The sequence below is a fragment of the Actinomadura fulvescens genome (genome assembly GCF_039533225.1).
Taxonomy (GTDB): domain Bacteria; phylum Actinomycetota; class Actinomycetes; order Streptosporangiales; family Streptosporangiaceae; genus Spirillospora; species Spirillospora fulvescens.
Window position 1 is genome coordinate 578,492 of record NZ_BAAATD010000004.1, and the last position, 25,850, is coordinate 604,341.

At 71.7% G+C, this 25,850-nt stretch carries 24 protein-coding genes; 19 read left to right on the forward strand and 5 right to left on the reverse strand.

Annotation, left to right across the window (positions count from 1 at the left end; genetic code table 11):
- Positions 1 to 96: 96 nt before the first annotated feature.
- The 7 genes from ABD333_RS18305 (at position 97) to ABD333_RS18335 (ending at position 5,454) form a co-directional block, all read left to right on the forward strand.
- On the forward strand, positions 97 to 864 hold the full coding sequence (locus tag ABD333_RS18305; RefSeq protein WP_344542389.1) for an energy-coupling factor ABC transporter permease: 768 nt from the start codon (positions 97 to 99) through the stop codon (positions 862 to 864).
- Positions 861 to 1,157, forward strand: a complete 297-nt coding sequence (locus tag ABD333_RS18310; RefSeq protein ID WP_344542391.1) for a PDGLE domain-containing protein — start codon at positions 861 to 863, stop codon at positions 1,155 to 1,157. Before ABD333_RS18305 ends, ABD333_RS18310 begins: the two co-directional genes overlap by 4 nt.
- Positions 1,157 to 1,924: a cobalt ECF transporter T component CbiQ gene (cbiQ, locus tag ABD333_RS18315; RefSeq protein ID WP_344542393.1), complete on the forward strand. Its 768-nt coding sequence runs from the start codon at positions 1,157 to 1,159 to the stop codon at positions 1,922 to 1,924. Before ABD333_RS18310 ends, cbiQ begins: the two co-directional genes overlap by 1 nt.
- A complete protein-coding gene (locus ABD333_RS18320) occupies positions 1,921 to 2,682 on the forward strand; it encodes an energy-coupling factor ABC transporter ATP-binding protein (protein ID WP_344542395.1) in 762 nt (253 codons plus the stop codon). The genes cbiQ and ABD333_RS18320 overlap by 4 nt, the downstream gene beginning before the upstream one ends.
- Before the next feature lie 93 nt (positions 2,683 to 2,775).
- Positions 2,776 to 3,777 carry an ATP-binding protein gene (locus ABD333_RS18325; RefSeq protein ID WP_344542397.1) on the forward strand — a complete coding sequence of 334 codons (1,002 nt, stop codon included), beginning with the start codon at positions 2,776 to 2,778 and terminating at the stop codon, positions 3,775 to 3,777.
- A gap of 20 nt (positions 3,778 to 3,797) precedes the next feature.
- Entirely contained in the window at positions 3,798 to 4,934 is a 1,137-nt protein-coding gene (locus ABD333_RS18330) for a hypothetical protein (protein ID WP_344542399.1), read from the forward strand.
- A gap of 43 nt (positions 4,935 to 4,977) precedes the next feature.
- Positions 4,978 to 5,454 carry a ribose-5-phosphate isomerase gene (locus tag ABD333_RS18335; RefSeq protein ID WP_344542401.1) on the forward strand — a complete coding sequence of 159 codons (477 nt, stop codon included), beginning with the start codon at positions 4,978 to 4,980 and terminating at the stop codon, positions 5,452 to 5,454.
- A gap of 91 nt (positions 5,455 to 5,545) precedes the next feature.
- On the opposite strand, the gene ABD333_RS18340 is transcribed toward ABD333_RS18335, so the two are convergent.
- Entirely contained in the window at positions 5,546 to 5,746 is a 201-nt protein-coding gene (locus ABD333_RS18340) for a hypothetical protein (RefSeq protein WP_344542403.1), read from the reverse strand.
- Positions 5,747 to 5,915: 169 nt separating this feature from the next.
- On the opposite strand from ABD333_RS18340, the gene ABD333_RS18345 reads away from it, so the two are divergent.
- The 3 genes from ABD333_RS18345 to ABD333_RS18355 all read left to right on the forward strand — a co-directional run bounded on the left by ABD333_RS18345 (position 5,916) and on the right by ABD333_RS18355 (position 9,693).
- The gene (locus tag ABD333_RS18345; protein WP_344542405.1) at positions 5,916 to 7,031 is read left to right on the forward strand and encodes a PP2C family protein-serine/threonine phosphatase; all 1,116 of its coding nucleotides are present in this window, start codon (positions 5,916 to 5,918) and stop codon (positions 7,029 to 7,031) included.
- Positions 7,032 to 7,100: 69 nt separating this feature from the next.
- Positions 7,101 to 7,715, forward strand: a complete 615-nt coding sequence (locus ABD333_RS18350; RefSeq protein ID WP_344542406.1) for a VOC family protein — start codon at positions 7,101 to 7,103, stop codon at positions 7,713 to 7,715.
- 667 nt (positions 7,716 to 8,382) lie between these two features.
- On the forward strand, positions 8,383 to 9,693 hold the full coding sequence (locus ABD333_RS18355) for a sensor histidine kinase (protein WP_344542408.1): 1,311 nt from the start codon (positions 8,383 to 8,385) through the stop codon (positions 9,691 to 9,693).
- Between the two features lie 162 nt (positions 9,694 to 9,855).
- On the opposite strand, the gene ABD333_RS18360 is transcribed toward ABD333_RS18355, so the two are convergent.
- Complete coding sequence (locus tag ABD333_RS18360; RefSeq protein WP_344542409.1) at positions 9,856 to 11,265, reverse strand: amidase; 1,410 nt, start codon at positions 11,263 to 11,265, stop codon at positions 9,856 to 9,858.
- A gap of 81 nt (positions 11,266 to 11,346) precedes the next feature.
- Between ABD333_RS18360 and ABD333_RS18365 the strand changes: the two genes are divergently transcribed.
- The 3 genes from ABD333_RS18365 to ABD333_RS18375 all read left to right on the forward strand — a co-directional run bounded on the left by ABD333_RS18365 (position 11,347) and on the right by ABD333_RS18375 (position 15,224).
- Positions 11,347 to 12,855, forward strand: a complete 1,509-nt coding sequence (locus ABD333_RS18365; protein WP_410557157.1) for a carboxyl transferase domain-containing protein — start codon at positions 11,347 to 11,349, stop codon at positions 12,853 to 12,855.
- 55 nt (positions 12,856 to 12,910) lie between these two features.
- Positions 12,911 to 13,384, forward strand: a complete 474-nt coding sequence (locus ABD333_RS18370; protein ID WP_344542413.1) for a hypothetical protein — start codon at positions 12,911 to 12,913, stop codon at positions 13,382 to 13,384.
- Positions 13,385 to 13,970: 586 nt separating this feature from the next.
- Positions 13,971 to 15,224, forward strand: a complete 1,254-nt coding sequence (locus tag ABD333_RS18375) for an HNH endonuclease signature motif containing protein (RefSeq protein ID WP_344542414.1) — start codon at positions 13,971 to 13,973, stop codon at positions 15,222 to 15,224.
- 93 nt (positions 15,225 to 15,317) lie between these two features.
- Here the strand turns inward: ABD333_RS18375 and ABD333_RS18380 are convergent, their stop codons facing one another.
- Positions 15,318 to 16,553 (reverse strand): PucR family transcriptional regulator, encoded by a 1,236-nt coding sequence (locus ABD333_RS18380; RefSeq protein ID WP_344542416.1) that lies wholly within the window; start codon positions 16,551 to 16,553, stop codon positions 15,318 to 15,320.
- Between the two features lie 206 nt (positions 16,554 to 16,759).
- On the opposite strand from ABD333_RS18380, the gene ABD333_RS18385 reads away from it, so the two are divergent.
- From ABD333_RS18385 to ABD333_RS18410, 6 genes are all read left to right on the forward strand, one after another.
- Entirely contained in the window at positions 16,760 to 17,557 is a 798-nt protein-coding gene (locus tag ABD333_RS18385) for an ABC transporter ATP-binding protein (protein ID WP_344542418.1), read from the forward strand.
- Positions 17,554 to 18,378 (forward strand): ABC transporter ATP-binding protein, encoded by an 825-nt coding sequence (locus tag ABD333_RS18390; RefSeq protein WP_344542419.1) that lies wholly within the window; start codon positions 17,554 to 17,556, stop codon positions 18,376 to 18,378. Before ABD333_RS18385 ends, ABD333_RS18390 begins: the two co-directional genes overlap by 4 nt.
- Positions 18,375 to 19,265 carry a branched-chain amino acid ABC transporter permease gene (locus ABD333_RS18395; protein ID WP_344542420.1) on the forward strand — a complete coding sequence of 297 codons (891 nt, stop codon included), beginning with the start codon at positions 18,375 to 18,377 and terminating at the stop codon, positions 19,263 to 19,265. Before ABD333_RS18390 ends, ABD333_RS18395 begins: the two co-directional genes overlap by 4 nt.
- The gene (locus ABD333_RS18400) at positions 19,258 to 20,388 is read left to right on the forward strand and encodes a branched-chain amino acid ABC transporter permease (RefSeq protein ID WP_410557153.1); all 1,131 of its coding nucleotides are present in this window, start codon (positions 19,258 to 19,260) and stop codon (positions 20,386 to 20,388) included. The genes ABD333_RS18395 and ABD333_RS18400 overlap by 8 nt, the downstream gene beginning before the upstream one ends.
- Complete coding sequence (locus ABD333_RS18405) at positions 20,385 to 21,674, forward strand: ABC transporter substrate-binding protein (RefSeq protein ID WP_344542422.1); 1,290 nt, start codon at positions 20,385 to 20,387, stop codon at positions 21,672 to 21,674. The genes ABD333_RS18400 and ABD333_RS18405 overlap by 4 nt, the downstream gene beginning before the upstream one ends.
- Before the next feature lie 119 nt (positions 21,675 to 21,793).
- Positions 21,794 to 22,873, forward strand: a complete 1,080-nt coding sequence (locus ABD333_RS18410; protein WP_344542424.1) for an alpha/beta hydrolase — start codon at positions 21,794 to 21,796, stop codon at positions 22,871 to 22,873.
- A 12-nt stretch (positions 22,874 to 22,885) separates the two neighbouring features.
- Here the strand turns inward: ABD333_RS18410 and ABD333_RS18415 are convergent, their stop codons facing one another.
- Positions 22,886 to 24,313 (reverse strand): aldehyde dehydrogenase family protein, encoded by a 1,428-nt coding sequence (locus tag ABD333_RS18415; protein WP_344542425.1) that lies wholly within the window; start codon positions 24,311 to 24,313, stop codon positions 22,886 to 22,888.
- Positions 24,314 to 24,344: 31 nt separating this feature from the next.
- Entirely contained in the window at positions 24,345 to 25,814 is a 1,470-nt protein-coding gene (locus ABD333_RS18420; RefSeq protein ID WP_344542427.1) for a PucR family transcriptional regulator ligand-binding domain-containing protein, read from the reverse strand.
- Positions 25,815 to 25,850 lie beyond the last annotated feature (36 nt).

Below are 25,850 nucleotides of genomic sequence, written 5' to 3' on the forward strand. Positions count from 1 at the left end.
TCGCGCCAATGTCGTTGTTGCGACGAGCTTGCAACTGCGATGCGCACGCCCTCAAACTGGGCTCATCGACTCATACGGGTAGGGACGGTGAGGTGCGTGCACGTACCGAACGGATTCTTCGACGCGCCGGTCTCGATCGGCGCCGGTGTCGTGGCCGCGGCGGGCATCGGGCTCTGCCTCAAGGGTGCCCGCCGCGAACTCGACGACCGCACGGCTCCGCTGGCGGGCCTCACGGCCGCGTTCGTCTTCGCCGCCCAGATGATCAACTTCCCGGTCGGCGCGGGGACCAGCGGTCACCTCATGGGCGGCGCGCTGGCGGCGATCCTGGTCGGGCCGTACACGGGCGTGCTCTGCATATCGGTGGTCCTGCTGATACAGATGTTCTTCGCTGACGGCGGCGTCACGGCGTACGGCATCAACGTCACCCTCATGGGGATCGTCAGCGTGGCCGTGGGCTATGGGCTCTTCCGCCTGCTCATGGCGGTGCTGCCCAAGAACCGCGGCGGCGTCACCGTCGCCTCGTTCGCCGGCGCGCTGGTGTCGGTGCCCGCGTCCGCACTCGCCTTCGTCGGCCTCTTCGCGCTCGGCGGCACCGCGGACCTCTCGCTGGGCGCGGTGGCCACCGCCATGCTCGGCGTGCACGTCCTCATCGGCATCGGGGAGGGCGTGATCACCGCCGCCACGGTCGGCTCGATCGCGGCCGTCCGGCCCGACCTCGTCCACGGCGTCGCCCTCGCGCCCGTCGCACCGCTCCGCCTGCGGGGCGACGCCGGCTCACCCGTGGGGTCACCCGCCGGTGCGCCTGCGGGTTCGCCGGCCGACTCGCCTGTTGACAGCCCCGCCGCCGGAGGTGCCTCGGCATGAACAAGCGCTTCTTCTTCGTCTTCCTGCTGGTGGCGGTCGTCATCGCCGGATTCCTCAGCTTCTATGCCAGCTCCTCTCCCGACGGCCTCACCAAGGTCGCCCAGGACAAGAAGTTCGCGTCCCAGGAGAAGGACCACCAGTTCAAAGACTCGCCGGTCGGCGACTACGGCGTGAAGGGCGTGGACAACGAACGGCTCTCGGGCGGCCTGGCCGGAGTCATCGGCGTCGGGCTGACCCTCGCCGTGGGCGGCGGGCTCTTCTGGGCCGTCCGCCGCCGATCGTCGGCCGGGTAGTGGGCGCCGGGCACGCGCACCCGCTCTACCGCGCGGGCACGTCGGGCGTTCACCGGCTGCCCCCGCAGTGCAAGCTGGTCGCCGTCGTCACGTTCGTGTTCGCCGTGGTGGCGACGCCGCAGGAGCAGCTGTGGGCGTTCGGCCTGTACGCGGTGTTGCTCGCGCTCGTCGCCGCCCTCGCGCGGGTGCCGCCCGGCTTCGTCCTGCGCCGGATGGCGATCGAGCTGCCGTTCGTCGCGTTCGCGCTGCTCCTGCCGTTCGTGGCGCACGGCCCACGGGTCGAGGTGCTCGGCGTGGGGCTGAGCGAGGGCGGGTTGTGGTCGGCGTGGAACATCCTCGCCAAGGCCAGCCTCGGCGCGGCGGCGATGATTCTGGTGGGGGCCACCACCGAGCCGCGGGCCCTGCTGCTCGGCCTGGAACGGCTGCGGATGCCGGCCCTGCTCACCCAGATCGCCACGTTCATGCTCCGCTATCTGGACGTGATCGTGGGGGAGATGCGGCGGATGCGGGTGGCGCGGGCGTCCCGGGGATTCGAGGCGCGCGGCCTCCGGGACGTCACCGTGCTCGCCCGCTCCGTCGCGGCCCTGTTCCTGCGTTCGTACGAACGCGGCGAGCGCGTCTACCTCGCGATGGTGAGCCGTGGCTACGACGGCCGTATGCCCGTCCTCGACGACGGCACGGCCACGGCCCGCCAGTGGACGGCGGCGGCCGCGCTGCCCGGGGCGGCCGCCCTGATAGCCGCGGCCTCCTGGATACTTGCGCCGTGACGACCACCGCCGCCTCGCTGGAGATCAAGGGCCTCGCCTACGCCTACCCGGACGGGACACAGGCCCTGTACGGCGTGGACGTCGTCATCGAACGCGGCGAACGGGTGGCGCTCCTCGGCCCCAACGGCGCGGGCAAGACCACGCTCGTCCTGCACCTCAACGGCATCCTGCACGGCGGCCTCGGCAGCGTGCGCGTCGGCGGTCTGGCGGTGGACCCCAAGGACCGGCAGACCCTGCGGGAGATCCGGCGCCGGGTGGGCATCGTGTTCCAGGACCCCGACGACCAGCTCTTCATGCCGACGGTCCGCGAGGACGTCGCGTTCGGCCCGGCCAACCTCGGCGTGCGCGGAGCCGAGCTGGACCGCCGCGTGACCGGCGCGCTGGGCCGGGTCGGCATGCTGCACGTCGCCGACCGGGCTCCGCAGCACCTCAGCTTCGGCCAGCGCCGCCGCGTCGCCGTCGCGACCGTGCTGGCCATGGAGCCGGAGATCCTCGTGCTGGACGAGCCGTCCTCCAACCTCGATCCGGCCAGCCGCCGCGAGCTCGCCGAGATCCTGCTCGGCCTGGACGTCACCGTCCTGATGGTCACCCATGACCTGCCGTACGCGGCGGAGCTCTGCCCCCGCTCGCTGATCCTGTCCGGCGGCGTGATCGCCGCCGACGCGCCGACCCGGGACCTGCTCGCCGACGAGGAACTGCTGGCCGCGCACCGGCTGGAGCTGCCCTTCGGGTTCGACCCCGCGATCCGGCGCGGGTGAGTTCGGGGATTCAGCTTGCTTCCCTCCCGCCGGTTCGGGACACTCGCTACTCTGAAAGTGGCAACGGTTTTCATATCCGAATCGGGGGCTTTCGTGAAGGTTGCGTTCGTGGGCAAGGGCGGCAGCGGCAAGACGACCCTGTCGTCGCTCTTCGTGCGGCATCTGGCCGCGCAGGGGCTGCCGGTGGTCGCGGTCGACGCCGACATCAACCAGCATCTCGGCATGGCGCTCGGCCTCGACGAGGACCGCGCGGCCAAGATCCCGGCCATGGGCGAGCGGCTCACCGAGATCAAGGAGTACCTGCGCGGCGACAACCCGCGCATCACCTCCGCCGCGAGCATGGTGAAGACGACGCCGCCGGGACGGGGCTCGCGGCTGCTGAGCCTGGGCGGCGACGACCCGATCCACGCCCTCGGCCAGGACATCGGGGTACGCGGCGCCAACGACGACGGGGCCTACGGGGTCACGCTGATGGCGACCGGCCCGTTCAACGACGACGACCTCGGGGTGGCCTGCTACCACTCCAAGACCGGCGCGGTGGAGCTCTACCTCAACCACCTGGCCGACGGGCCGGGGGAGTACGTGGTCGTCGACATGACGGCGGGCGCCGACACGTTCGCCTCCGGCCTCTTCACGCGCTTCGACCTGATGTTCCTGGTGGCCGAGCCGACCCGCAAGGGCGTCGGTGTCTACAGGCAGTACACCGACTACGCGCGCGACTACGACGTCGCCATCGCCGTCGTCGGCAACAAGGTGCAGAGCGACGACGACGTCGCCTACCTGCGCGAGCACGTCGGTGACGACCTGCTGACCTGGCTCGGCCAGTCCAGCGCCGTCCGCGCCCTGGAGCAGGGGCGCGACGGCGTGGGCCTGGAGCCCGGCAACGAGGCGGCGCTCGACCGGATGCGCGCGGCGGTGGACGCCCGGACGAAGGACTGGGACAAGTTCCAGCGGCAGGCCGTCGAGTTCCACGTCAAGAACGCGCGCAGCTGGGCCAACCGGGCCGTCGGCGAAGACCTGGAGACCCAGGTCGACCCGGAGTTCCGTTTTCCCGGCGTGCCGGGTGAGGCAGTGGGGTCTACCGGCGCTGCTTGATCCCGATTACTCTGCGCGCCATGACGACGCGGCGGGTCCTCGGAACCCTCATCGGCGCGGTGGCCCCGGTGGCGCTGATCACGCTGATCTTCGGTAACCAGTGGGTCTACGACAAGCTGATCAGATCCGACGCGGCCCGCGAGCGCGACACGCTCGGCATGCTGCTGAACTGGTTGTTGTTCCCCAATTGGCGGTTCACGACGCGGGGCGGCTACCGCAGGTTCCAGTTCCTGGCGGCGCTCGACCTCAGCGTGCTGTTGCTGTTCGTGGTCCTGGCTGCGCTCATCTTCCTGGCCGCCCGGTCGCTGCACGCCGAACGCGGCACGTTCAACGCGTTCGTCGTGGGCTGGTGGGCGACGATCGTCGCCTGTGGCGTCGCGGGGTTCGTGCGCGGCGTTCTGCAGGAGATCCTGCTCGACTACCCGAGCGGCTACGGCACGTCCGTGTACTGGACGTGGACGACGCAGGGCGGAATGTTCGGGCTGGTGTACGGCTGGCTGGCGGGTATCGGCGCGCTGGTGGGCTACCAGCTGACCCGCCCGAAGGCGGGCGCGGGCGCGATGCGGCCGGGTCAGCCCGCCTCCGCCGCGCCGGGGATGCCAGGAGCGGCGGCAGTCCCTGGAGCCGCCGGGGCGTCGCAGCCGATCCCGCCGGGTCATCCCGCCGCGACGCCGTACGTGCCGCCGGCTCAGTCGCCGTACGCACCCGGCCAGCCGCCCTACGGCCCCGGCCAGCCGGGGATGCCCGGTCAGTCAGGGGTGCCCGGCCAGCCGGGGGTGCCCGGTCAGCCGTACGCACCGGGGCAGCCTTACGCGCCGGGCCAGCCGCAGCAGCCGTGGACCGGCGGTCCTGGACAGGCCGCCTCTGCCGGACCCGGCGGACCCGGCGGAACTGCCGGACCCGCCGGGCCTGCTGGATACGCTCAGCCGCCCGCCTACCAGCCGCAGCCGCCCGCCGCGGAGTCGCCGACCCCACCGGCGGAGCCCGCCACGCCGCCCGAGGCCGAGAGGCCCGCCGAGGAGACTCCCGCGCCCGAGCCGGCCGACGACACGCCGGAGCCCGCCGACCCGGCGCGCGACGACTCCGAGGCGCCCGCCGACAGCCCGCCCGCGAGCACCGAGACCAGGACCGACGACGGGTTGCCGCCGCCGCGGTGACCCGGGCGCCGGGCGATCTGGGCGGCCTGGGACAATCGGTCGCATGCGCGTGTTTCTTGGATGCGACCATGCCGGCTTCGAGCTGAAGGAGCACCTGGTCTCCTGGCTGAAGGCGAACGGCCACGAGGCCGTGGACTGCGGCGCGTTCGCCTACGACGCCGTCGACGACTACCCGCCGTTCGTGCTGCGGGCCGCGGCGGGGGTCGCCGCCGAGCCCGGCAGCCTCGGCATCGTCATCGGCGGCTCGGGCAACGGCGAGCAGATCGCCGCCAACAAGGTCGAGGGCATCCGCGCCGCGCTGGTCTGGAACGACGAGACGGCGACACTGGCCCGCGAGCACAACGACGCCAACGTCATCAGCCTCGGCGCCCGCCAGCACGACCTCGACACCGCGACCCGGTTCGTGCAGCTCTTCCTCAACACGCCCTACTCGAAGGAGCCGCGGCACACCCGCCGCATCGAGATGCTCAGCGAGTACGAGCGCACCGGCGAACTGCCGCCGCTGCCGAACGAGGGCTGACGCCTACGAGCCTCTGCGCCTACGAGCCTCTGCGGGCGCGGGCCTCTGCGGGCGCGGGCCTCTGCGGGCGCGAGATCACCGGCTGCGCGCGTCAGGTACGCCTGGGAGGCGCGCCTCGCTTGCCCAGGCGGCGGCGTTCGCCCTTGGGAGGCTTGGCGGGTTTGGTGTTCTGAACGCCCTTCGGGGCGCCGGCGCCGTTCGCGGGCGGCTCCTCGCCCTCCGCGCGCGGCCGGGACACGTCCCGTGCCCGCATCGCCGCGTCGACAGTGATCCGCATTCCAGGTTGACCCACGTGGCGCACCTCCCGGTCACTCAGAACACCATTGGACACCACCGGGCGGGGTCCCGCGCAAGAGCCGGGGCCGACGTCACCGTCCGTGCGTGGCTGGATCGTTGCAAAGAGTCATGGGTGGCGCGGATGCCCCTCGATCGGCACGGATGCTCGATACAGTTCCGGAGTCATGCTTCAACGTCTGGTCCACCTGCTTCCGCCACGAGTGCGCGCCTTCCTGCGCCGGATTCCCATCCTCGTGCGGTTCTACAGGTGGCTCCGGAGGGGGAAGCTGACCAGGGAACGCTACGTGTTCGTCGCGCTCGCGCTGCTGGCGATCGTTCTCGGCCTCGCCGCGACCGAGTCGAGCGCGTGGGCGCCGTCCGGCGCGCTCGTGCTGACCGTGCTCGGCGGCGGCCTCCTGCTCAAGGTCCGCACGCTGCTGGCGTTGCTCGGCGTGGTGCTGGTCATGGTGGCCTACGACGCGTGGCACGACCGTTCCGCCGTCGGGCCGGGGATGATCGCGACGCTGGTCATCACCGCGGTGCTCGCCGTCACGCTCGCCCGCACCCGCCAGCAGCTCGGGGTCCAGGGACTGCGCGGCGACTCCATGCTGCTCGAACTGCGCGACCGGCTGCGGCGGCAGGGCGAGCTGCCCGAGCTGCCCGAGGGCTGGGACGCGCAGGTGGTGATGTTGCAGGCCGGCGGGTCGTCGTTCGGCGGCGACTTCGTGGTCTCCACCTGCCATGGCGACACCCTCGAAGTGGCGCTGGTGGACGTCTCGGGCAAGGGCACCGACGCGGGTACCCGCGCGCTGATGCTGTCCGGCGCTTTCGGTGGATTGCTTGGATCGATCCAGAGTGACCGGTTCCTTCCCGCGTGCAACGCCTATCTGCAGCGGCAGCGCTGGGACGAGGGCTTCGTCACGGCGGTGCACCTGGTGATCGACCTGGCCACCGGCGAGTACAGCGTCGAGTCCGCGGGGCATCCGCCCGCCGTCCAGTTCGACGCGGGCAGCGGCACCTGGCAGGTCAGCTCCGCCAAGGGCGTGGTGCTCGGGGTCGTCCCCGACCTGCGCTCCGAGCCCGAGCGCGGCCTGCTGCGCCCCGGCGACGCGCTCCTGCTCTACACCGACGGCCTGGTCGAGACGCCGGGCCGCGACCTGGACGCGGGCATCGACCGGCTGCTCGGCGAGGCCGAACGGCTCGTCCCCGCCGGATTCCGCGTCGGCGCCAGGGAACTCGTCGAACGCATGGCCGCCGCCCGCGACGACGACTGCGCCCTCGTCCTCATCTGGCGTACCTGACCGCCCGCCTCATCTGGCGTACCTGACCGCCCGCCCGGCTTGGGACTCGCACCGCTTGGAGTGACGACGATGACGGATCTTGCCCTTGACCACCTTGTCTACGCCGCCCCGGACCTGAAGGCGGCGGTGTCCGACATCGCGGCCCGGACGGGCGTGACGCCCGTCGAGGGCGGTCCGCATCCGGGGCTCGGCACCCGCAACCAGCTCCTCGGTCTCGGCGGGAACGCCTATCTGGAGATCATCGGGCCGGACCCGGACCAGCCCGATCCCGAGGGGCCCCGGCCGTTCGGCATCGACGACCTCGCCGCCCCGGCGCTGGTCGCGTGGGCGGCCGGCACCACCGAGCTGGAGGCGAGCATCGAACGCGCGCGGGCGGCCGGACGTGATCCCGGACCGGTCTCCGGGATGTCCCGGCTCCGTCCCGACGGCGAGCTGCTGAGCTGGCGCCTCACCCCGCCGCGGACGGGCGTGCTGCCGTTCCTGATCGACTGGGGCGAGACGCCGCATCCGGCGGGCGCGCTGCCGGTGGTGCCGCTGCGTTCGTTCGAGGCGGTCCATCCCGATCCGGACGCGGTACGCGGCGAACTGGCCTCCCTCGGGGTCGAGCTGACCGTGCGGCGGGGGCCGGGGGTGGCGCTGATCGCCCGCCTGGACGGGCCTGTGGGCACCGTCACACTCGACTGACCTGCGGAAGGTCCGCCCCACCCGAGTGGAAACGTGATCGTCACTTTGATGTTTCACCCTGTGCACAGAGCGCGGGCAGAGTGGTGGACAGATCGGCAACCGGACGGCCCTGCCGGACCCTCCTCGGCGGGCGGGGCCGAAGACGGTTGGCGGCACCGAAGGCGATGTCCGCGCGATCGGCACCCCAGGGGTGGGAGGCGCCGAACGCGCGGACGTCGGCCATTTCGGGATCTATTTCCCGATAAAACCTATTGACTTGATATGGTTATACGGATCAAGATTGAGGTCCGTGAGCTCGTGGTCCTCATCGGCAGTCTGCGGACTGGGCCCCAAGGTCGTCCCCGCCGTCAGGGGCGCTCTCACGGCGGGGACCGTCGGTGACCGGGACGGTGACGGCACGGCCCGTCCCGGTCACCGGCGACTCGCTCCGAGCCGCGCTCGGGCGGCATGACCTTGCCGGACGAGCCTCACGGACGAGCGGCTCAGGTTTCGCCGGGCACCGTTCGGTAAGAAACAGTCCTGCTGATCGTTTTACGAGTTCAGGCTGCGCAGGCCCCCCGCGCGGACGTCGTACGGCGTGTCGTCGGGAGGGGGTCGTCCGAGGGTGCCCGGTCACAGGCTGCGGTGGCAGCCTTCGCGTTGGTCCCTGCAGGCCAAGGTGACGGCGGTGTCGATCGTCGTCGTGGCCTTCCTGCTCGCGCTCGGCGTCACCGTGTTCTACCTGGCCGTGCGACACGCGGTCTACGACGGGCTGAACGATCGCGGTGCCACCGCCGTCGAGCGGCTGACCGACGACGCCCGGCGGGTCGGTCCGCGCGGGCGGGCGGAGCTGGCCCCCGAGGCGCCGGGGTTCTATCTGCTCCAGGTGGTGGACGACCGGGGCACGGTCCTCGCGGCGAGCCCGGCCCTGGCGGGCCGTCCGGCGATGACGACGCGCCGCCCGGCGGGCGAGCACACCAGGCTGACGCAGACGCTCGCGGTGCCGGGCGTCTCAAGCCGCGTCTACATCGTGAGCGAGCGGGTGCGGACGCCGGACGGCTGGCGGACGGTCCACGCCGGCTCTCCGATGGCCGATTTCGAGGACACCCGGGGATTCTTCCTGGGGGCGCTCGGTGTCGCGGTCGCGCTGATGGTGGCGCTGGCCGGCCTGGCCGTCGGGCGTTCGGTGCGGCGGGCCATGCGGCCCGTGTGCCTGATGAGCGCGGAGTTGGCGGCCATCACCGAGGGCGAGCCGATCCGGCGGGTGACGGTGCCCGAGAGCGGCGACGAGGTCTCCGAGCTGGCCGAGTCGATCAACCAGACGCTGGGCCGGCTGGAGCGCCTGGTCGAGCGGCAGCGGGGGTTCGTCGCGGACGTCTCGCACGAGCTGCGCAGCCCGCTCACCGGCCTGCGCGCCCAGCTCGAAGTGGCGCTGGAGTGTCCCGAGGACGAGGACTGGCCGACCGTGGCCCGCGCCGCCCTCGGTGAGGCCGACCGGCTCCAGAGCATCGTCACGGACCTGCTGATCATGGCCAAGCTGGGCGCGGGGCTGCGGCTGGAGCGCCAGCCGGTCGACCTCGGCGAACTCGCCCGCGCGGAGGTGGGACGGCGGCGCCGCCGGGTGCCGGTCGAGGTCGAGGCGGCGGAGGGCGTGGTCGTCGACGGCACCCGCGCGCACCTGGTCCGGGTGCTCACCAACCTGCTCGACAACGCCGAACGGCACGCCGCCTCGCTGGTACGCGTGTCGGTGCACGCCGAAGGGGACACCGCGGTGCTGGAGGTGGCCGACGACGGATCCGGCATTCCCGAAGAGGACCGGGACCGCGTGTTCTGGCGGTTCCACCGGCTGGACGAGAGCCGTCAGCGCGACAGCGGCGGCACCGGGCTGGGGCTGCCGATCTCCCGGGAGGTCGCCGTCGCGCACGGCGGCACGCTGGAGGTCGCCGACAGCGAACGAGGCGCCCGGCTGGTCCTGCGCCTGCCGCTGAAGAACCAGTAGGAACTGAGCACGAAGGTCACGGCAAGCCTGGCGGCCATCCTGGCCGAGGCCGATCACGGCTGAAGGCCCAGTAGCGACTGAACCCGAATGTCGCTCGGGCGGGGTTGGGTGGTGTCATTCGGGCGGGGTTGGGTGGTTTCGCTCGGGCGGGGTTGGGTGGTGTCACTCCGCCAGCGGCGGGCGGCGGGCGGCGTGCCGGGTGGCCTGTTCGAAGGCGTGGCCGATCTGGAGAACGGCGAAGTCCGCCCGATGCGGGCCGATGATCTGCAGGCCGACCGGAAGGCCGTCCGGGGTGAAGCCGCCCGGCACCGAGAGCGCCGGGCACCCCGTGGTCGAGATGAGGTACGAGGAGGCCATCCACTCCAGGTAGTCCACCATCCGGCGGCCCGCCACCTCGGCGGGATACTCCAGGTCGATGTCGAACGGAAGCACCTGGCTCACCGGTGCCAGCAACACGTCGTACCGTTCGAAGAACTCCCGCACCCGGTGGAACAGCAGCGTGTGCAGCACCTCGGCGCGGCCGATGTCGGGGCCGGTCAGGGCGCGGCCGACCGCGATGTTGTCGACGAGCGTGCGCTTCAGCCCTGAGTCCGGCAGCGTGCCGAGGGCGAGCTCGAACTGCCACGCCCGCAGCGTGCGGAAGACCTCGTCCGCGCCGGTCAGGTCCGGGCAGTCCTCCTCGACCTCGCAGCCCAGCTCCGCGAAGACCTTCACGGCGGGCAGGAGGGTCTCGACGACCTCCCGTTCCACCGGGACGAGGCCGCCGAGGTCGGGCGACCAGGCCACCCGCAGGCCGGTCAGGTCACGTTCCAGCGGCCGGGTGAACACCTCGCCCGGCGTCTCCAGCGAGATCGGGCTGCGCGGGTCGGGTCCGGCCATGACCGACAGCAGCAGGGCGACGTCGCCGACGCTGCGGGCCATCGGACCCTGCACCGCCATCGTCGCCCAACCGGCCTGGACGGGCCACGACGGGACGCGTCCCGGTGACGGGCGCAGCCCGACCACGTTGCAGAACGAGGCGGGGTTGCGGAGCGATCCGCCCATGTCGCCGCCGTCCGCGACGGCGTGCATGCCGCAGGCCAGGCCCGCCGCCGCGCCGCCGCTGCTGCCGCCCGCGGTCCTGCTCGGGTCGTACGGGTTGAGCGTCGCCCCGAAGAGCGGGTTGAACGTGTGCGACCCGGCGGCGAACTCGGGCACGTTGGTCTTGCCGAGCGTGATGACCCCGGCGGCACGCATCCGTTCGATCACCAGCTCGTCGCGCACCGGCACGTTGCCGGCCAGCAGCGGCGAGCCCCACGTCGTGCGGATCCCCGCCGTTTCGTGGGTGTCCTTGTGCGCTACGGGCAGACCGTGCAATCGCCCCGCGTAACCGGCCGACATGAGGGCCTCGTCGGAGGCGTGGGCCTGCTCCATGGCCTGCTCGGCGACCAGCGTGACGATCGCGTTCACCCGCGGGTTGGTGCGTTCGATCTGGGCCAGGTGGGCCTCGGTCACCTCGCGCGCCGACAGTTCGCGGGCGCGGATGCGGCGGACGAGGTCGCGGGCGGAGGCGAACGGGAGCTCAGCGGACACGGGGACCCTCCGAATCAAGGCGGCTGCCGTCATTGTCGCCGATCACCGCTGACAGGATGGTCTCCGATCACCGCTGACAGGATGTGGGGCATGACCGACGGGACGATCCGGGCGGGTGCGCGCGAGCTGCTGCGCCGCGTACTGGACGAGGGCGGCTGGCGGTCGTGGGACACCGAACCCGTGGAGGTCGCCGCGCCGGGGTCGGCGTACGCGGCAGCCCTCGCCGCCGCGCGTGAGCGCAGCGGATGCGACGAGGCCGTCCTCACCGGCGAGGGGCTGCTCCGGGGGCGCCGGGTGGCGTGCGTGGTGTCGGAGTTCGGCTTCCTCGCGGGGTCGATCGGGCTCGCGACCGCCGACCGGATCGTCGCGGCCGTCGACCGTGCGACCGCCGCGGGCCTGCCGCTTCTCGCCGCGCCCTCGTCCGGTGGGACGCGGATGCAGGAGGGCACGATGGCGTTCGCCCAGATGGCCCGCATCACCGCCGCCGTGACGCGGCACCGCGGCGCCGGGCTTCCCTATCTGGTCTATCTGAGGCATCCCACGACCGGTGGCGTGTTCGCGTCCTGGGGCTCGCTCGGGCACGTCACCGCGGCCGAGCCGGGAGCGTTGATCGGCTTCCTCGGTCCGCGGGTCTACGAGGGCCTGCACGGGCGGCCGTTCCCGGCGGGTGTCCAGGTCGCCGAGAACCTCGCCGCCAAGGGGCTGGTGGACGCCGTCGTCGGGATGGGCGAACTGCCGGACATCGCGGCCGACGCCCTCGACGTCCTGTGCGCCCGTCCGCTGCCCGGCCCCGAGCTGATCGCCGATGCGCCCGGTCATCCGGTATCGAGTCAGGAGATCCCGGCCTGGGACTCGATCGAACGTTCTCGCAAACCGGGCAGGCCGGGAGTCCGGGAGCTGCTGCGGTACGGCGCCACCAGGGTCACGTGTCTCTCCGGTACGGGCCAGGGCGAGGCGGACCCTGGGCTCCTCCTCGCCCTGGCCAGGTTCGGCGCCGTGCCGTGCGTCGTCGTCGGGCAGGACCGCCGCAGCCAGCGCACGGGCCATCCGCTGGGACCCGCCGGGCTCCGCGTCGCCCGTCGCGGCATGAGCCTCGCGGCCGAGCTGGGCCTCCCGCTGGTCACGGTCGTCGATACTCCCGGCGCGGTGCTGTCGGCGGAAGCCGAGGAGGGCGGCCTGGCGGGGGAGATCGCACGCTGCCTGGCCGACATGATCACCCTTCCCGCGCCGACTCTGTGCCTGCTCCTGGGCGAGGGAACGGGTGGCGCCGCGCTGGCCCTGCTGCCCGCCGACCGCGTCCTGGCGGCACGGCACGCCTGGCTGTCGCCGCTGTCGCCCGAGGGTGCCTCGATCATCGTCCACCGCACGCCGGATCGCGCGCCCGAGATGGCCGAGGCGCAGGGAGTCCGCTCGTCCGATCTGTTCCGCGACGGCATCGTCGACGAGTTGGTGGCCGAGGATCCCGACGCCGCCGACGAGCCGGAACGGTTCTGCCGCCGGGCCGCCGCGGCCGTCGAACGCGCGCTCCTCGGCGTTCCCGGAGCCGATCCGGCTGCCCGCCAAGCCCGGTATCGCGGTCTTGGTCGTTGACCTACTCCGGCCAGGCATTCAGGCCGGAGACTGGCGACTGTTACTCTCCCCGGCCATGTTGAAGAAGATCGTCATCGTTCTAACGGCGGGCGCTGTGGCCTCCGCCAGTGTCATCACCCCTGCGGAAGCAGCCGTCGCCGCGGATGCGTCCGTCGCCGCCGATCCCTCCGCCGCCGCCCCCTCGTACGCACGGCACTTCAAGTCCAAGAAGAACCGCGACAAGGTCTACTTCGTCGCTACCGCGTACATGGGGCAGCCATACAGGCAAGCCGGAAAGTGCCGTCGTGCTCTACACGTGAAGTTCACGATCAAGGGCGACAAGTACCGGCGCTATGCGTACACAAGCAAGGTCTCGGTGAACGTCGTCAAGGCGTTCACCAAGAAGGCGACGATCAAACTGGACGGGCAGAAACGCTCGTCAGCGACCCTTTGGAATTTGGTCGACACCGACTGCAGGGCGTTGAGCAGCAGGTTCGTTACAGGTCAGTCGTCGGTGAAGCTTTCCACGCCGGTTCGCAGCAAGCCGTAGCCGTAGCCGTAGCCATAGCCATAGCCCATGTAAGCGGCGGTCCCTTTTGTGCGTATAAGGGCGCGGCTATGGGTTAAGGGCCCGGCTATGGTTAAGGGCACCGGTTATGGTAAGGGCAACGGCTGCGGTCACCCCTTTGGTTGTGCATTCCGTCCGGCAGGCGGGTCTGCGGGGCTGAAGATCTAAAAGCGGCATCGACAAGAAAGGGGTGGTGGGTTGCGGTGGTGGTCGGATGTGCGGGTGCTGCTGGGGGCTGATGTTCGAACCTTGGCCGCGCGAAGCGCGGGTTCTGGCGCAAGCTTGGGCCACCGCCCACCTCCACCTCGGCGCATGGTCAAACGCATGCAACCCTAGCCAACGTGTCAGCAACACGCGGTGAGTTGCACAAGCGCGCAATGGGTCAATTCGGCACCGCTCAGCCGTCCGCCCAGACCAGCCGACTTAGTCTCTGATTCGCCCGTCCTTAACCTGGTGCTGACCGTTGGATGGGAGCGTGCCCAGCCTCCATAAACGGGTGGCCACATGCGGACACGATGGGTCCGGTAATTGGTTCGCGACTGTCTGTAATCGGCCATATAATGGCTGTATGAATTCGATCGTGGCGGATCTGCATTCCGCGTCCACCAGTGAATTGGTGGACGCGGCAGCCGCGATCGCTGCCGAACTCGCCCAACGGCCCGCCCCCGATTCGGGGGCGGCGTGCATGGAGCTGGCCGAAGAATTGGCCACCGCCGCCGATCGGGTTGAGTTGGCGTTGGCGGGAATGATTGCGGTGGTGGACCGGACCGGGGAAATGAAGCGCTGGGGCCTGGCGTCCACCCAGGCGTGGCTGCGCTGCCGGATGGGCATGCGCGAAGGCCGCGCCAAGGAGCGCATCGTCCTGGCCCGCCAGCTGCCCCGGCTGGAGCAGGTGACCGCGCGACTGGCCGCAGGTCAGTTGTCGTATGGGTATGCCGCGACCATCGCTGATGCGGTGCAGCGGCTGGGTGATGAGGACTGCGCGTCAGCCGAAGACATCCTGCTGACCGCGGCGGGTGAGGGGCTGTCGGCTGGCAAGGTCGCCCGTCTCGGCACCAAAATCCACGACCTGGTCGCCGAACGCAACGGGGAGGACAAGCCTCCCGACGACGTTGTACGGGGTTATGAGCGGTCCTGGGTAACGGTGAGCCGGTCGTTGGATGGGGGCTGCTACGTCAAGGGCTGGCTCAACCCCGAAGACACCGCCATTCTCGACGGCACCTTGGCGCCGTTGGCGAAGCCCGCTGGCACCGACGACCGGCGCGATCTGGGTGAGCGCACCGCTGCCGCGCTCTCCAGTGTGCTGGCGGGCGGCCACAAGGCCAGCCGCGTCACCGTCATCGCCAACCTCGACACTCTTAGCGGCGGCGACACCCCCGGCTGGTTGCGTGACGGCACGCCGATCCCGGCCGCGCAGGTACGGCGCATCGCTCTCACCGCCGGGATCTCACCGCTCATTCTTGGTCCCGACCACGAGCCGCTGTACCTGGGGCACGCGGTCCGCATCGCCAGCGCCGGTCAGCGCCGCGTCCTGGAAACCTTGTATGACACCTGCGCCGTACAGGGCTGCGAAACACCGGGGTTGTTGTGCGAGGTCGATCATGTGGAGGGATGGGCGCTGGGTAACAGCCCCACCGACATCGACAAGCTGGCTCTGTGCTGCGGCTGGCACAACCGCTGGAAACACACTCATCCCGACCAAATGCACATTTTCAAGAACGACGCCGGACGCTACGTGTATCGGGCGCTGCCACCCGACGCCAGATTTGAACGCGGCAGACCGGCGATCCGCAGCGATCATGCTACTTCCTGGGCCGCCTGACGACTGACCCGAGTTCACCAGCCCCGCGCATCCACTGTGTGCGGGGCGTGCTCTGCGGGCGGTGTGCCTTTGAGTCGCGCCTTGGGAGGGGTGTCAGGTTGTCTGTTTGGTGTTGGCGAGGCGTGCTGCGTCTAGGGCTAGGGCCAGTTCTACGACGTCTCTGGGGCGGTGCAGGGAACGGGACGTCAGCTGCTCCAGACGGCGCAGGCGGTTGAAGACCGTGTTGCGGTGGCAGTAGAGGCGGCTCGCCGTGTGGATGGCCGAGCCTTCGCAGTCCAGCCAGGTGGCGAGGGTCTCCAGCAGGATCTCGCGGTCGGTCGGGTCGAGGTCGGCCAGCGGGCCGAGGACTTGGGCGCTCAGCAGGTCGCCGAGCTCGGGCTGCGCGACGACGAGGGCCGCCGGGAGGTTGCCGTCGAGCCGGACGATCCGGTGGTCGCCCGGACGGCAGGTGCCTAGGGCGACCTCGGCCAGCCAGCGGCCCCGGCCGAGGCCGGCGAGGCCGTCGATGACCGCGCTGACCCCGGCCTCGCCTCGGATGAGGGGGCGGAGGGCGGTGGCGACGTCCTCGGCGTCGTGGTCGCCGAGGAAGACCACGCCGACTTCGGCGTCGGTGCGCATCCGCCAGACGAAGCGCATGCCGTCGATCTCCTCGGGGCGTTCGAAGCCGCTGTCGCGCACCGACACCCGCAGGACGACGACGGCGTAGCGGCCGTGCTCGGGCAGGTCGAGTGCCGCTGAGGCCGCCTTGGCCAGGCCGGGATCGGCACCGCGGCCTTCGAGGAGGGCGTCCAGCAGCGCCTGGACCCGCTCGCTGCTGCGCCTGAGCAGCTCGGACTCCGTGCGGCGGTACGACTCGGAGACGACGGTGGACTGCTGCTCGATCGTGTGCCAGACGGTGCTCGCGTAGCGCAGCAGGACCTGGAGGGAGTCGGGCTCCTGCTCGGAGACCACCTGGATCAGGGCCTCCCAGACGATGCGGCCGCCCATCCGGTAGCTGCGCAGGAGGGACTCCAGCGGCAGGCCCTGCTCGCAGCGGCGCCGGCCGATGCGTTCGGCCACCGAGAGGTCCGCGCGCTCGCCGACGACCTTCCGCCGCATCTGCTCGATGCCGGCCTCCAGGCTGTCGCGGACCGACTCCCAGAACTCGTCCTTGGGCACGAACTCCCCGTAGGCCGGATCCTCCGCCAGGACCTCGGCGACCAGACGGTCGGTGAGGTCGGGCACATGCAGCTGGAGGACGCCGGTGGCCGAGGCCGCGAGGGCGTTGGCGGCCTTGAGGTCCGGGTCCAGAGTGCGCTTGGTGATGGCATCGGTGCTGGTAGGCGGCATGGACGTCTCCCATAAGTGATCCGCATCACTTTGTCATGGGTTGCCATGGATTCACCAGATGTAAGTGCGGATTCGCCCGCATCCTGTGCGCTCCGCACAACCCGAATGCTGTTCCGTTGGACGCGCGCCCCGACTTGGCCCCGCCCCATGGACGGTGTTCGGTGTCACATGTTGAGGTGCCTGCCACACGACGATGGGAGGCGCCTATGGCGAGCGGAGCGCTCGCTGTCCGCGATCTTTCGGTGAGCTACGGAAAGGCCGTCCGGGCGCTGCGCCGGGTGTCCCTTGAGGTACCCGAGGGGTCGGTGACGGCCGTTCTCGGGGCCAATGGAGCGGGCAAGTCCACGCTGCTCAGAGCCATTTCGGGCACACTGTCCTTCCACCGCGGCGCGGTGGAGGAGGGCACGATCAGCCTGGGCGACCGGCCGCTCGCCGGACTGCGTCCGGCGGCGGTGGTGGCGGCCGGGGTCGTCCAGGTGCCCGAAGGCCGGCGGGTGTTCGGCCGGCTCTCCGTCGAGGAGAACCTCAAGGCCGGCGCGCTGGGCGCCCCCGACCGGTCCGGTGCGGCCGAGGCGCGCGGGCGCGTTCTGGAGCTGTTCCCGGTACTGGGCGAACGCGCCAAGCAGCGGGCCGGTCTGCTGTCCGGCGGCGAACAGCAGATGCTCGCCATCGGCCGGGCGCTCATGGCCCGGCCCAAGGTGCTGCTGCTGGACGAGCCGACGCTGGGGCTGGCGCCGCTGATGGCCGAGCGGATCAGCGAGACGATCATCGAGATCAACCGGCAGGGCACGGCCGTGCTGCTCATCGAGCAGAACGCGGCGCTCGCGCTGGAGCTGGCGGGGACCGCGCACGTCCTGGAGGTCGGCGAGGTGACCCTGTACGGCGACGCCGCCGAACTGGCCGCCAGCGACGAGATCCGGCGACGCTATCTCGGCGTCGCGGGTGAGGACGAGCAGGAGCTGCGGCTCCAGCGGCCGCCTTCGCTGGAGAGGTGGGTCTCATGAGCGAGCTCGTCGTCGCCGGGCTGACGGTGCGGTTCGCCGGGCTGACCGCGCTGGACAAGGTCGACTTCACGGTGCCGGAGGGCAGCGTGCACGCGGTCATCGGGCCGAACGGGGCGGGCAAGTCCACGTGCTTCAACGTGCTGTCGGGCGTCTACCGCGCCACGGAGGGGAGCGTGCGGTTCGGCGGCGCCGAGCTGACCACGCTGCCCCCGCACAAGATCGCGGCCCTGGGGGTGGGGCGCACGTTCCAGAACATCGCGCTGTCGGCGCGGCAGAACGTCGAGAACAACCTCATGCTCGGGCGGCACCGGCTGACCCGGGCGGGCTTCGTCGCGGCGGGACTGCGGTTGCCGCGTGCGCGGCGTGAGGACTCCCGGCACCGCGGACGGGTCCGGGAGATCGCCCGGTTCGTCGGCGTGAGCGAGTATCTGGACGCCCCGGTCGGGATGCTCCCGTACGGCGTCCAGAAGCGGGTCGAGCTGGCCCGCGCGCTCGCCATGGAGCCGCGGCTGCTCCTGCTGGACGAGCCGGTGGCCGGGATGAACGGGGACGAGCGGCGCCGGATGGCCGAGGTCATCGTCGCCGCGCGGGCCGATCTCGGCCTGTCGATCCTCCTCGTCGAGCACGACATGGGCATGGTCATGAAGCTCGCGGACCGGGTCACGGTCCTGGACTTCGGCCGCCGCATCGCGGGCGGCACACCGGACGAGGTCCAGCGCGACCCGGCGGTGATCCGCGCCTATCTCGGCGCCGCGCACACCGTCGACGCCGAGGAACTCACGGCGGAGGCGCCACAGCAGAAAGCAGAGGAACGGGCTTGACGACCTTCATCGAGCTGGTGGTCAACGGGCTGTCGGTGGGATCGGTGTACGCGCTGATCGCCCTCGGGTTCGTGATCATCTTCAAGGCCACCGACGTGGTCAACTTCGCGCACGCGTCGCTGCTGCTGGTCGGCGGCTACGTGACCGCGGTCCTGCACGACGACATCGGCTTCCTGCTCGCGCTGGTCGCCGGTATCGCGGCCGCGGCGGCGGTGGGCGCCGCGGTGGAGTTCCTGGTGATCCGCCGGGCCGCGGTCGAGAACCACGCGGTGCTGGCGATCGTCACGATCGGCGTCGACATCATGCTCACCACCGAGCTGACCCGGCGCATCGGCACGGAGGTGCTCTCGCTCGGCGACCCGTGGCAGAACGGCATCTTCACGGTGGGCGGGGTCAGCATCGCGCACACCCGGATCGCGGCACTGGCTACCGCGGCCGTGCTGATCTCGGCGTTCCTGCTGGCGTTCCGTTACACCTCGTGGGGTGTGGCGATGCGTGCGGCGGCCGAGGACAGCGAGACGGCGGCGCTGATGGGCATCCGGCTCACGCGGGTGTCGCTGGGCGCCTGGGCGGTGGCGGGCGCGCTGGCGGCCGTGGCGGCGCTGTTCCTGACCGTCTTCCCGACCCCCGGCCTAGACCGCAGCACGTCGTTCGCGGCGATGAAGGCGTTCCCGGCCGCGATCCTCGGCGGGCTCGACTCCACCACCGGGGCGCTGGCGGGCGGCCTGATCATCGGGCTCACCGAGTCGCTGGTCACCGGCTACCAGGGCGACCTGGCGTTCCTCGGCCGCGGCATCGGCGAGGTCGCGCCGTTCCTGGTGATGCTCGCGATCCTGCTGATCCGGCCCGCCGGGCTCTTCGGGACGAGGGAGCTGACCCGTGTCTGACACGACCGCTCCCCGTCGCCTCGCGGCCCTGCGCAGGCCGAGCGTCCCGCTGATGGTGGTGGGCGCGGCGGTGCTGCTGGCCTTCCCGTTCTACCTGGACTCGTTCTGGTTGCAGACCGGGCTGTTCGCGATCTCCGCGGCGATCGGCGCGATCGGGCTCAACCTGCTCACCGGTGCCACCGGCCAGCTGTCGATGGGCCACGCGTTCTTCCTCGCGGTCGGCGCGTACGGGTACGTGTTCCTGGCGTCGGGCTCCGAAGCCAAGCTCGACGGGCTCGGGCTGCCCACGCCGGTCGCGTTCGTCGGCGCGATCGTGCTGGCCGGGATCGCGGGCGGGCTGTTCAGCCCGATCGCGGGACGGCTGCGCGGTACCTATCTCGGCATCGCGTCGCTCGCCCTGATCTTCATCGGGCAGCACGTGCTGTTCAACGCCGGGAGCGTCACCGGCGGCTTCAACGGCCGGAACGTGCCGCCGCTGGAGCTGCCCGGGATCGTCTTCGACGACTCGCCGGAGCTGGTGCTGTTCAACGTGCCGCTGGGCGCGCTGGAGCGGCTCTGGTTCCTCGGGCTGGTGCTGCTCGCGCTCGCCGCCTGGGTGGCGCGCGGCGTGCTGCGCGGCCGGCCGGGCCGGGCGCTCAACACCATCCGCGACCACGAGGTCGCCGCGTCGGTGATGGGCGTGCCGGTGGCCCGCTACCGGGCGGGCGTCTTCGTGCTCTCGTCGATGTACGCGGGCGCGGCGGGGGCGCTGCTGGCGCTCGTCTTCCGCCGGACGGTGCCGGAGTACTTCGGCATGTTCCTCTCGCTCGACTACCTGGCGATGATCGTCATCGGTGGTCTGGGCACCGCCGCCGGGGCGGTGATCGGCGCGATCTTCGTGTCGCTGCTGCCCCAGCTGCTCACCCGTTACAGCGACGGCCTCCCGCTGGTCGCCGCACCGGGCTCCGGCGGCGTCTCGCCCGCCGAGGCCTCGCGCATCCTGTACGGCGCCGCCGTCGTCGCCGTGGTCCTCTTCCTGCCCGGCGGGCTGCTCGGCCTGTGGGCCCGCCTCCGCCTGGCCCTGGCCGCCCGCAGATCATCCCCTACCCTGCCCCGACTCGAAAAAGAGGAACAACCAGCATGAAGCGCACAGTGCTTAGGTCAACAGTGCTCAGGTCCACCGCGCTGCGTACGACGACGGCGGCGCTGGCGATCGTGCTCGCCGCCGCCGGGTGCAGCGACAAGGCCACCGGCGGGTCCGCCGGCACCGGCTCCGACGGCGTCAAGCTCGGCCCGGGCGTCACCGCCGACAAGATCAAGGTCGGTATCGTCAGCGACCTCACCGGCGTCTACGCCCCGCTGGGCAAGAGCCTGACGCAGTCCCAGCAGCTCTACTTCGAGGAGCTGAACGCGGCGGGCGGCATCTGCGGCCGCAAGGTGGAGGTCGTGGTCCGCGACCACGGCTACGACGTCCAGCGGGCGATGGCCGCCTACAGCGAGCTCCAGCCCGATGTCGCCGGCATCCCGCAGTTCATCGGCTCGCCGATGGTGACCGCGCTCAAGGGCCGGATCAACAGCGACAAGATGTTCGTGATCCCGATGGCCTGGTCGACCACGCTGCTCGGCACAGAGTCCATCCAGGTCAGCGGCACCACGTACGACATCGACATGATCAACGCCCTGGACTTCCTCACCAAGGAGAAGGGCGTCAAGAAGGGCGACAAGGTCGGGCACGTCTACTTCGAGGGCGACTACGGCGAGAGCGCGCTGCACGGCGCCAAGTACGCCGCGGGCAAGCTCGGCCTCACCCTCGTCGAGCAGAAGATCAAGGCGACCGACAACGACATGAGCGCCCAGGTCGCCGCGCTCAAGAGCGCCGGGGTGACGGCGATCCTGATGAGCGCCGGGCCCAAGCAGTCGGCCTCGCTCGCCGGTGTCGCCCGCGCCAAGGGCATCATGGTGCCCATCGTGTCGAGCAACTCCGGCTTCTCGCCGCAGCTGCTGCAGACCCCCGCCGCGCCGGCCCTGCTCAAGGACTTCTACATGGCCAGCGCGGGCGCTCCGATCGGCGCGGAACTGCCCGCCCTGAAGAAGCTGGCCGACACCTACGGCAAGAAGTACCCGGGCCAGCCGCGTGACAACGCGGTCGTCAACGGCTACACCTCGGCGCTGTTCTTCGCCGACGCGCTCAAGAAGGCATGCGCGGCCAAGGACCTGAGCCGCGCGGGCATCATCAAGGCTCACCGGTCCGGCGGCATCCACGACGACGGCTTCGGCACGCCGATGGACTTCAGCAAGTTCGACCAGCCCGGCACCCGCAAGACCTACATCCTGCGGACCGACGCCAAGGCGCTCGGCGGCCTGGTGATCCAGCGTCAGGCCACCGAGTCGGACATGGCCAAGTCGTACGAAGTCCCCGCCGGGTCGTAACCCCCAGCAGGGCGCCGGTGCGTTCGTTCACCTCACGCGAACGCACCGGCGCCCCTCGGCCGAGGTCCCTTTTGTTGCGATAGTTACGATCAGCGGCAATGTCCTGATTTGGAGGATCGATGCCGCTGCCGACCGACCTCATCCCGCCCCAGGCCGTGAACCTCGCCGTCCGCGCCGTCTACGCGCTGCCCGCGCCGGTCCGCCGGCTGATCGCCGGCCGCCAGGTCAGCCGGGACGGCCAGCGGCTCGCTCCCGAGGCACAGCTCCTGCTCGCCCTGATGAAGCTGGAGAACACCGGCCTGCGCGACGAGCGGGTGGACCTCGCCCGCCGCCGCCTCGAACGCGGCCAGCGGCTCATCCAGGGCAGGCCCGTCGGCGCCGGCAGCACCCGCGCGCTGACCGTGCCGAACGGCGATCACCCCATCCCCGCGCGGCTCTACACCCCGGCCGGGCTGCCCTCGGGATCGCCCCTGCTGGTCTACTACCACGGCGGCGGGTTCGTGCTCGGCAGCATCGACAGCCACGACTCCCTCTGCCGCGAGCTGGCCGTGACCGCGGCCGTCCGCGTGCTGTCGGTCGGCTACCGGCTGGCGCCCGAGCACCCGTTCCCGGCGGCGGCCGACGACGCGCTCGCCGCGTACGAGTACGCCGTCAAGAACGCCGAGTCGTTCGGCGCCGACCCGGGCGCGGTGGCCGTCGGCGGCGACAGCGCGGGCGGCAACCTCGCGGCCGTCGTCGGCCGGACGGCCGAGCCGGCGCCCGCCTTCGCGCTGCTCTTCTACCCGGCCACCGACCTGTCCGGCCACCGGCGCTCGCGGGAGCTGTTCGCGGAGGGCTTCTACCTGACCGACCCGGACATGACCTGGTTCTCCGACCACTACATCCCGCAGGAACGGCGCACGGAGCCCAATGCCTCGCCGCTGCTGGCGGACGACCTCGGCGGTTTCCCGCCCACCTACCTCGCGACCGCGGGCTTCGACCCGCTCCGCGACGAGGGGGAGGAGTTCGCGCACAGGCTCGCCGACGCGGGCGTGCCCGTCGTCCTCCGCCGGCACGAGGACCTCATCCACGGCTTCGCGAACATGGGCGCCCTCGGCGGCCGCTTCGCCGAGGCGGTCTCCGAAGCCGCGGGCGCCCTGCGCATGGGCCTCGCCATGGCCCGCCCGGCGGGACCATCCGGACTGGACGATCCCGCCTGACGCTGCCTGAGGTCAGAGGGGCAGCCCGGTCAACACCATGACCTTCTCTTCGGTGTAGTCGGCCATGGCGGAGCGCAGCCCTTCGCGGCCCACGCCGGAGTCCTTGACGCCGCCGTAGGGCATCTGGTCGGCGCGGTAGGACGGGACGTCGCCGATGATGACCCCGCCGACCTGGAGCTCGCGGTGCGCGCGGAAGGCGATGTCGAGACTGCGGGTGAAGACGCCCGCCTGCAGGCCGAACGCGGAGTCGTTCACCCGCTCGAACGCCTCGTCCACACCGTCCACCGGCTGGACGAGCAGGACCGGGCCGAAGACCTCCTCGCGGGCGACCTTGGCGTCGGCGGGCACGTCGGCCAGGACGGTCGGGGCGTACGCGGCGCCGTCACGGGAACCGCCGGCGAGGACCTTCGCGCCGGCCGCGACGGCCTCGTTCACCCACGACTCGACCCGCTGCGCGGCGTCCTGGCTGACCAGCGGGCCGACCTGCGTCTTGTCGTCCCACGGGTCACCGGTGACCAGGCCGTTCACGGTCTCGACCAGCTTGGGCACGAACGCGTCGTACACCGCGCGGTCCACGTACACCCGCTGCACCGCGATGCAGCTCTGTCCCGCCTGGTAGTTGGAGAACAGCCCGATGCGCGACGCGGCCCAGTCGAGGTCGGCGTCCGGCAGGACGACCGCGGCGCCGTTGCCGCCGAGCTCCAGCGTGACGTGCTTGCGCGGTACCTGGTCGTTGATCGACCAGCCGACCGGGACCGAGCCGGTGAACGAGACGATCGGCAGCCGCGGGTCGTCCACCAGCGCGCCCGCACGGTCGTTGGGGATCGGCAGCACCGAGAACATCCCCGCGGGCAGGTCGGTCTCGGCCAGGATCTCACCGAGGACGAGCGCCGAGAGCGGCGTCGCGGGCGCGGGCTTCACGACGATCGGGGCGCCGACCGCGATCGCCGGGGCCACCTTGTGCGCGGTCAGGTTGAGCGGGAAGTTGAACGGTGAGATGCCGAGCACCGGGCCCTTGGGCACGCGGGAGATGTAGGCCAGCCGGCCCACCCCGCCCTCCTCGGTGTCCAGCCGCTGCGTCACCGGGCTCCAGCGGCGGGTCTCCTCGGCGGCGAACCGGAACGTGGAGATGGCCCGCTTCACCTCGATCCGTGCCCACATCAGCGGCTTGCCGTTCTCGGCCGTGATCAGCTTGGCGATCTCCTCGGACCGCTCCGCCAGCCGCCGCGACACGTGGGCGAGGGCCTCCGCGCGCACGTGGACCGGCAGGGCCGCCGCCTCGGCGCGCACCGCGTCGGCCGCGGCCAGCGCCTCCTCCACCTGGTCCTGGGTCGGTACGGAGACCGTGGCGACCACGCGGCCGTCATAGGGGTGTTCAACGGTCAGCTCGCCGTCACCGGTCGCGGCGCGCCCGGCCAGCCAGAAAGGGGTCACGTTCATGCCTTCACGCTATCTCTGGAACGGGTCGTTTCTAGTGGCCAGGGTGTCCAATCGGCTCCGTCCCGCTGGCCGTCACGGCGAGCGCGGTCCAGAGCTCGGCCCGTACCGCGGGATCGTCGAGATCGCGGCCGAGGAGGCGGGCGGCCTTCTGGATCCGGGACCTCAGCGTGTGGCGGTGCACGCCCAGGGCGCGGGCGGCCGTCTCGCCCTGGCCGTTGGCGGCGACGTAGGCGCGCAGGGACGTGATCAGCGTCTCGTCCGCGGCGAGGGGAGCCAGCAGCGTCTCGGCGAAGCCCCGGGCGAGCGCGGGGTCGAGGATGCCGAGCAGGCCCTGCCCGGGGAGGTCGGAGTAGCGGAGCGCGGCGCGGTGGCGGCGGGCGGCTGCCAGCGCCTGCCGTGCCTGGTGGAGGGCCTGGCCCAGATCGTCCAGGCCGGACGGCTCGCTCGCGCCGACCGGGCCGCTCTCGTGGGCCAGTGCCATGACCCGTTCCGCCGCCCCGGCGGGGACGATCACCGCCACGGCGCCGTCCGGCAGCGGGACGGGCAGGCAGCGGTCGTCGTCGCCCAGAGCGTCCAGCACCGCGGCGCCGCCCGCACACGCCAGGACGCGGACCGGCGCGGCGGGGAACGCCGGGCCGCCGGGCGGCAGGCCGAGCAGCACGCCGGCCAGCGCCGAACGCAGGTCGCGGGTCGTGCGCGGGGATTCCGACTGCAGGGTCAGCAGCGCCACGGCGGAGCCGACGATGGTGTGCGCGACCCGCGGCAGGCGCTCGGCCGTCCCGACCGCCAGGAAGGCGCGCGGATGGCCGGAGACGCCGATGCCCTGGGCCACCACATGGTCGTCCTTGCCGGAGAGCGTGATGCTGGCCGTCCGGGACTCCTGGGCGAGGCGCGCGAGGTCGGGGACGAGTTCGGCGGCGCGCCGGCGGACGCGCGCGAGCTCGGCGGCCCGCCCGGGACCCTCGGCGGCCACGGCGGCGTGCCGGACCTCGCCGGACGGGTCGAGCAGGAGCACCCAGCCGTCCAGCTCGCGGGCGAGGCGCGTGACCAGCGGCCCCGGTCCGCGCAGGGCCGCGCGCGTCAGCTCCCGCTGGGCCTGGAAGGCGCGCGTGTCGTCCTCGTACCACTCGGCCGCCAGTAGCCGGGAGACCGCCTTGCCGATCGCGATGAACGGGACCGGCCGGGGCACCTCCAGGAGCGTGAGGCCCTGGTCGCGGGCCGCGTCGACCAGCTCCGGCGGGATGACCTGATGGATCACCCCGACCCCGAAGCCGAGCCCCGAGACGCCGCGTCCGGCCAGCCGCGCCACGTACGGCACCGCGTTGCCGGGGGTGAGCCGCATCCCGGTGGTCAGCACCAGCTCGCCGCCCTCCAGGAACGGCGTCGGGTCCTCCAGTTCGCTGACGGCCACCCACCGCACGGGCAGGTCGGCGCGCATCTCGGTCAGCGCGCGCAACCCCAGCTGGGGCAGCGAGGCGACTTCGGCGAGCGTGGGCGGCATGGCGATCCCCAGGGGTCACGTTGTGCGGGTCGTCCA

Bases quoted from the DNA above. Each gene is read 5' to 3' on its own strand.
- ABD333_RS18310 (WP_344542391.1), top strand. From the start codon at position 861: ATGAACAAGCGCTTCTTCTTCGTCTTCCTGCTGGTGGCGGTCGTCATC.
- ABD333_RS18330 (WP_344542399.1), top strand. From the start codon at position 3,798: ATGACGACGCGGCGGGTCCTCGGAACCCTCATCGGCGCGGTGGCCCCG.
- ABD333_RS18335 (WP_344542401.1), top strand. From the start codon at position 4,978: ATGCGCGTGTTTCTTGGATGCGACCATGCCGGCTTCGAGCTGAAGGAG.
- ABD333_RS18345 (WP_344542405.1), top strand. From the start codon at position 5,916: ATGCTTCAACGTCTGGTCCACCTGCTTCCGCCACGAGTGCGCGCCTTC.
- ABD333_RS18350 (WP_344542406.1), top strand. From the start codon at position 7,101: ATGACGGATCTTGCCCTTGACCACCTTGTCTACGCCGCCCCGGACCTG.
- ABD333_RS18365 (WP_410557157.1), top strand. From the start codon at position 11,347: ATGTGGGGCATGACCGACGGGACGATCCGGGCGGGTGCGCGCGAGCTG.
- ABD333_RS18370 (WP_344542413.1), top strand. From the start codon at position 12,911: ATGTTGAAGAAGATCGTCATCGTTCTAACGGCGGGCGCTGTGGCCTCC.
- ABD333_RS18375 (WP_344542414.1), top strand. From the start codon at position 13,971: ATGAATTCGATCGTGGCGGATCTGCATTCCGCGTCCACCAGTGAATTG.
- ABD333_RS18380 (WP_344542416.1), bottom strand. From the start codon at position 16,553: ATGCCGCCTACCAGCACCGATGCCATCACCAAGCGCACTCTGGACCCG.
- ABD333_RS18385 (WP_344542418.1), top strand. From the start codon at position 16,760: ATGGCGAGCGGAGCGCTCGCTGTCCGCGATCTTTCGGTGAGCTACGGA.
- ABD333_RS18390 (WP_344542419.1), top strand. From the start codon at position 17,554: ATGAGCGAGCTCGTCGTCGCCGGGCTGACGGTGCGGTTCGCCGGGCTG.
- ABD333_RS18405 (WP_344542422.1), top strand. From the start codon at position 20,385: ATGAAGCGCACAGTGCTTAGGTCAACAGTGCTCAGGTCCACCGCGCTG.
- ABD333_RS18410 (WP_344542424.1), top strand. From the start codon at position 21,794: ATGCCGCTGCCGACCGACCTCATCCCGCCCCAGGCCGTGAACCTCGCC.
- ABD333_RS18415 (WP_344542425.1), bottom strand. From the start codon at position 24,313: ATGAACGTGACCCCTTTCTGGCTGGCCGGGCGCGCCGCGACCGGTGAC.
- ABD333_RS18420 (WP_344542427.1), bottom strand. From the start codon at position 25,814: ATGCCGCCCACGCTCGCCGAAGTCGCCTCGCTGCCCCAGCTGGGGTTG.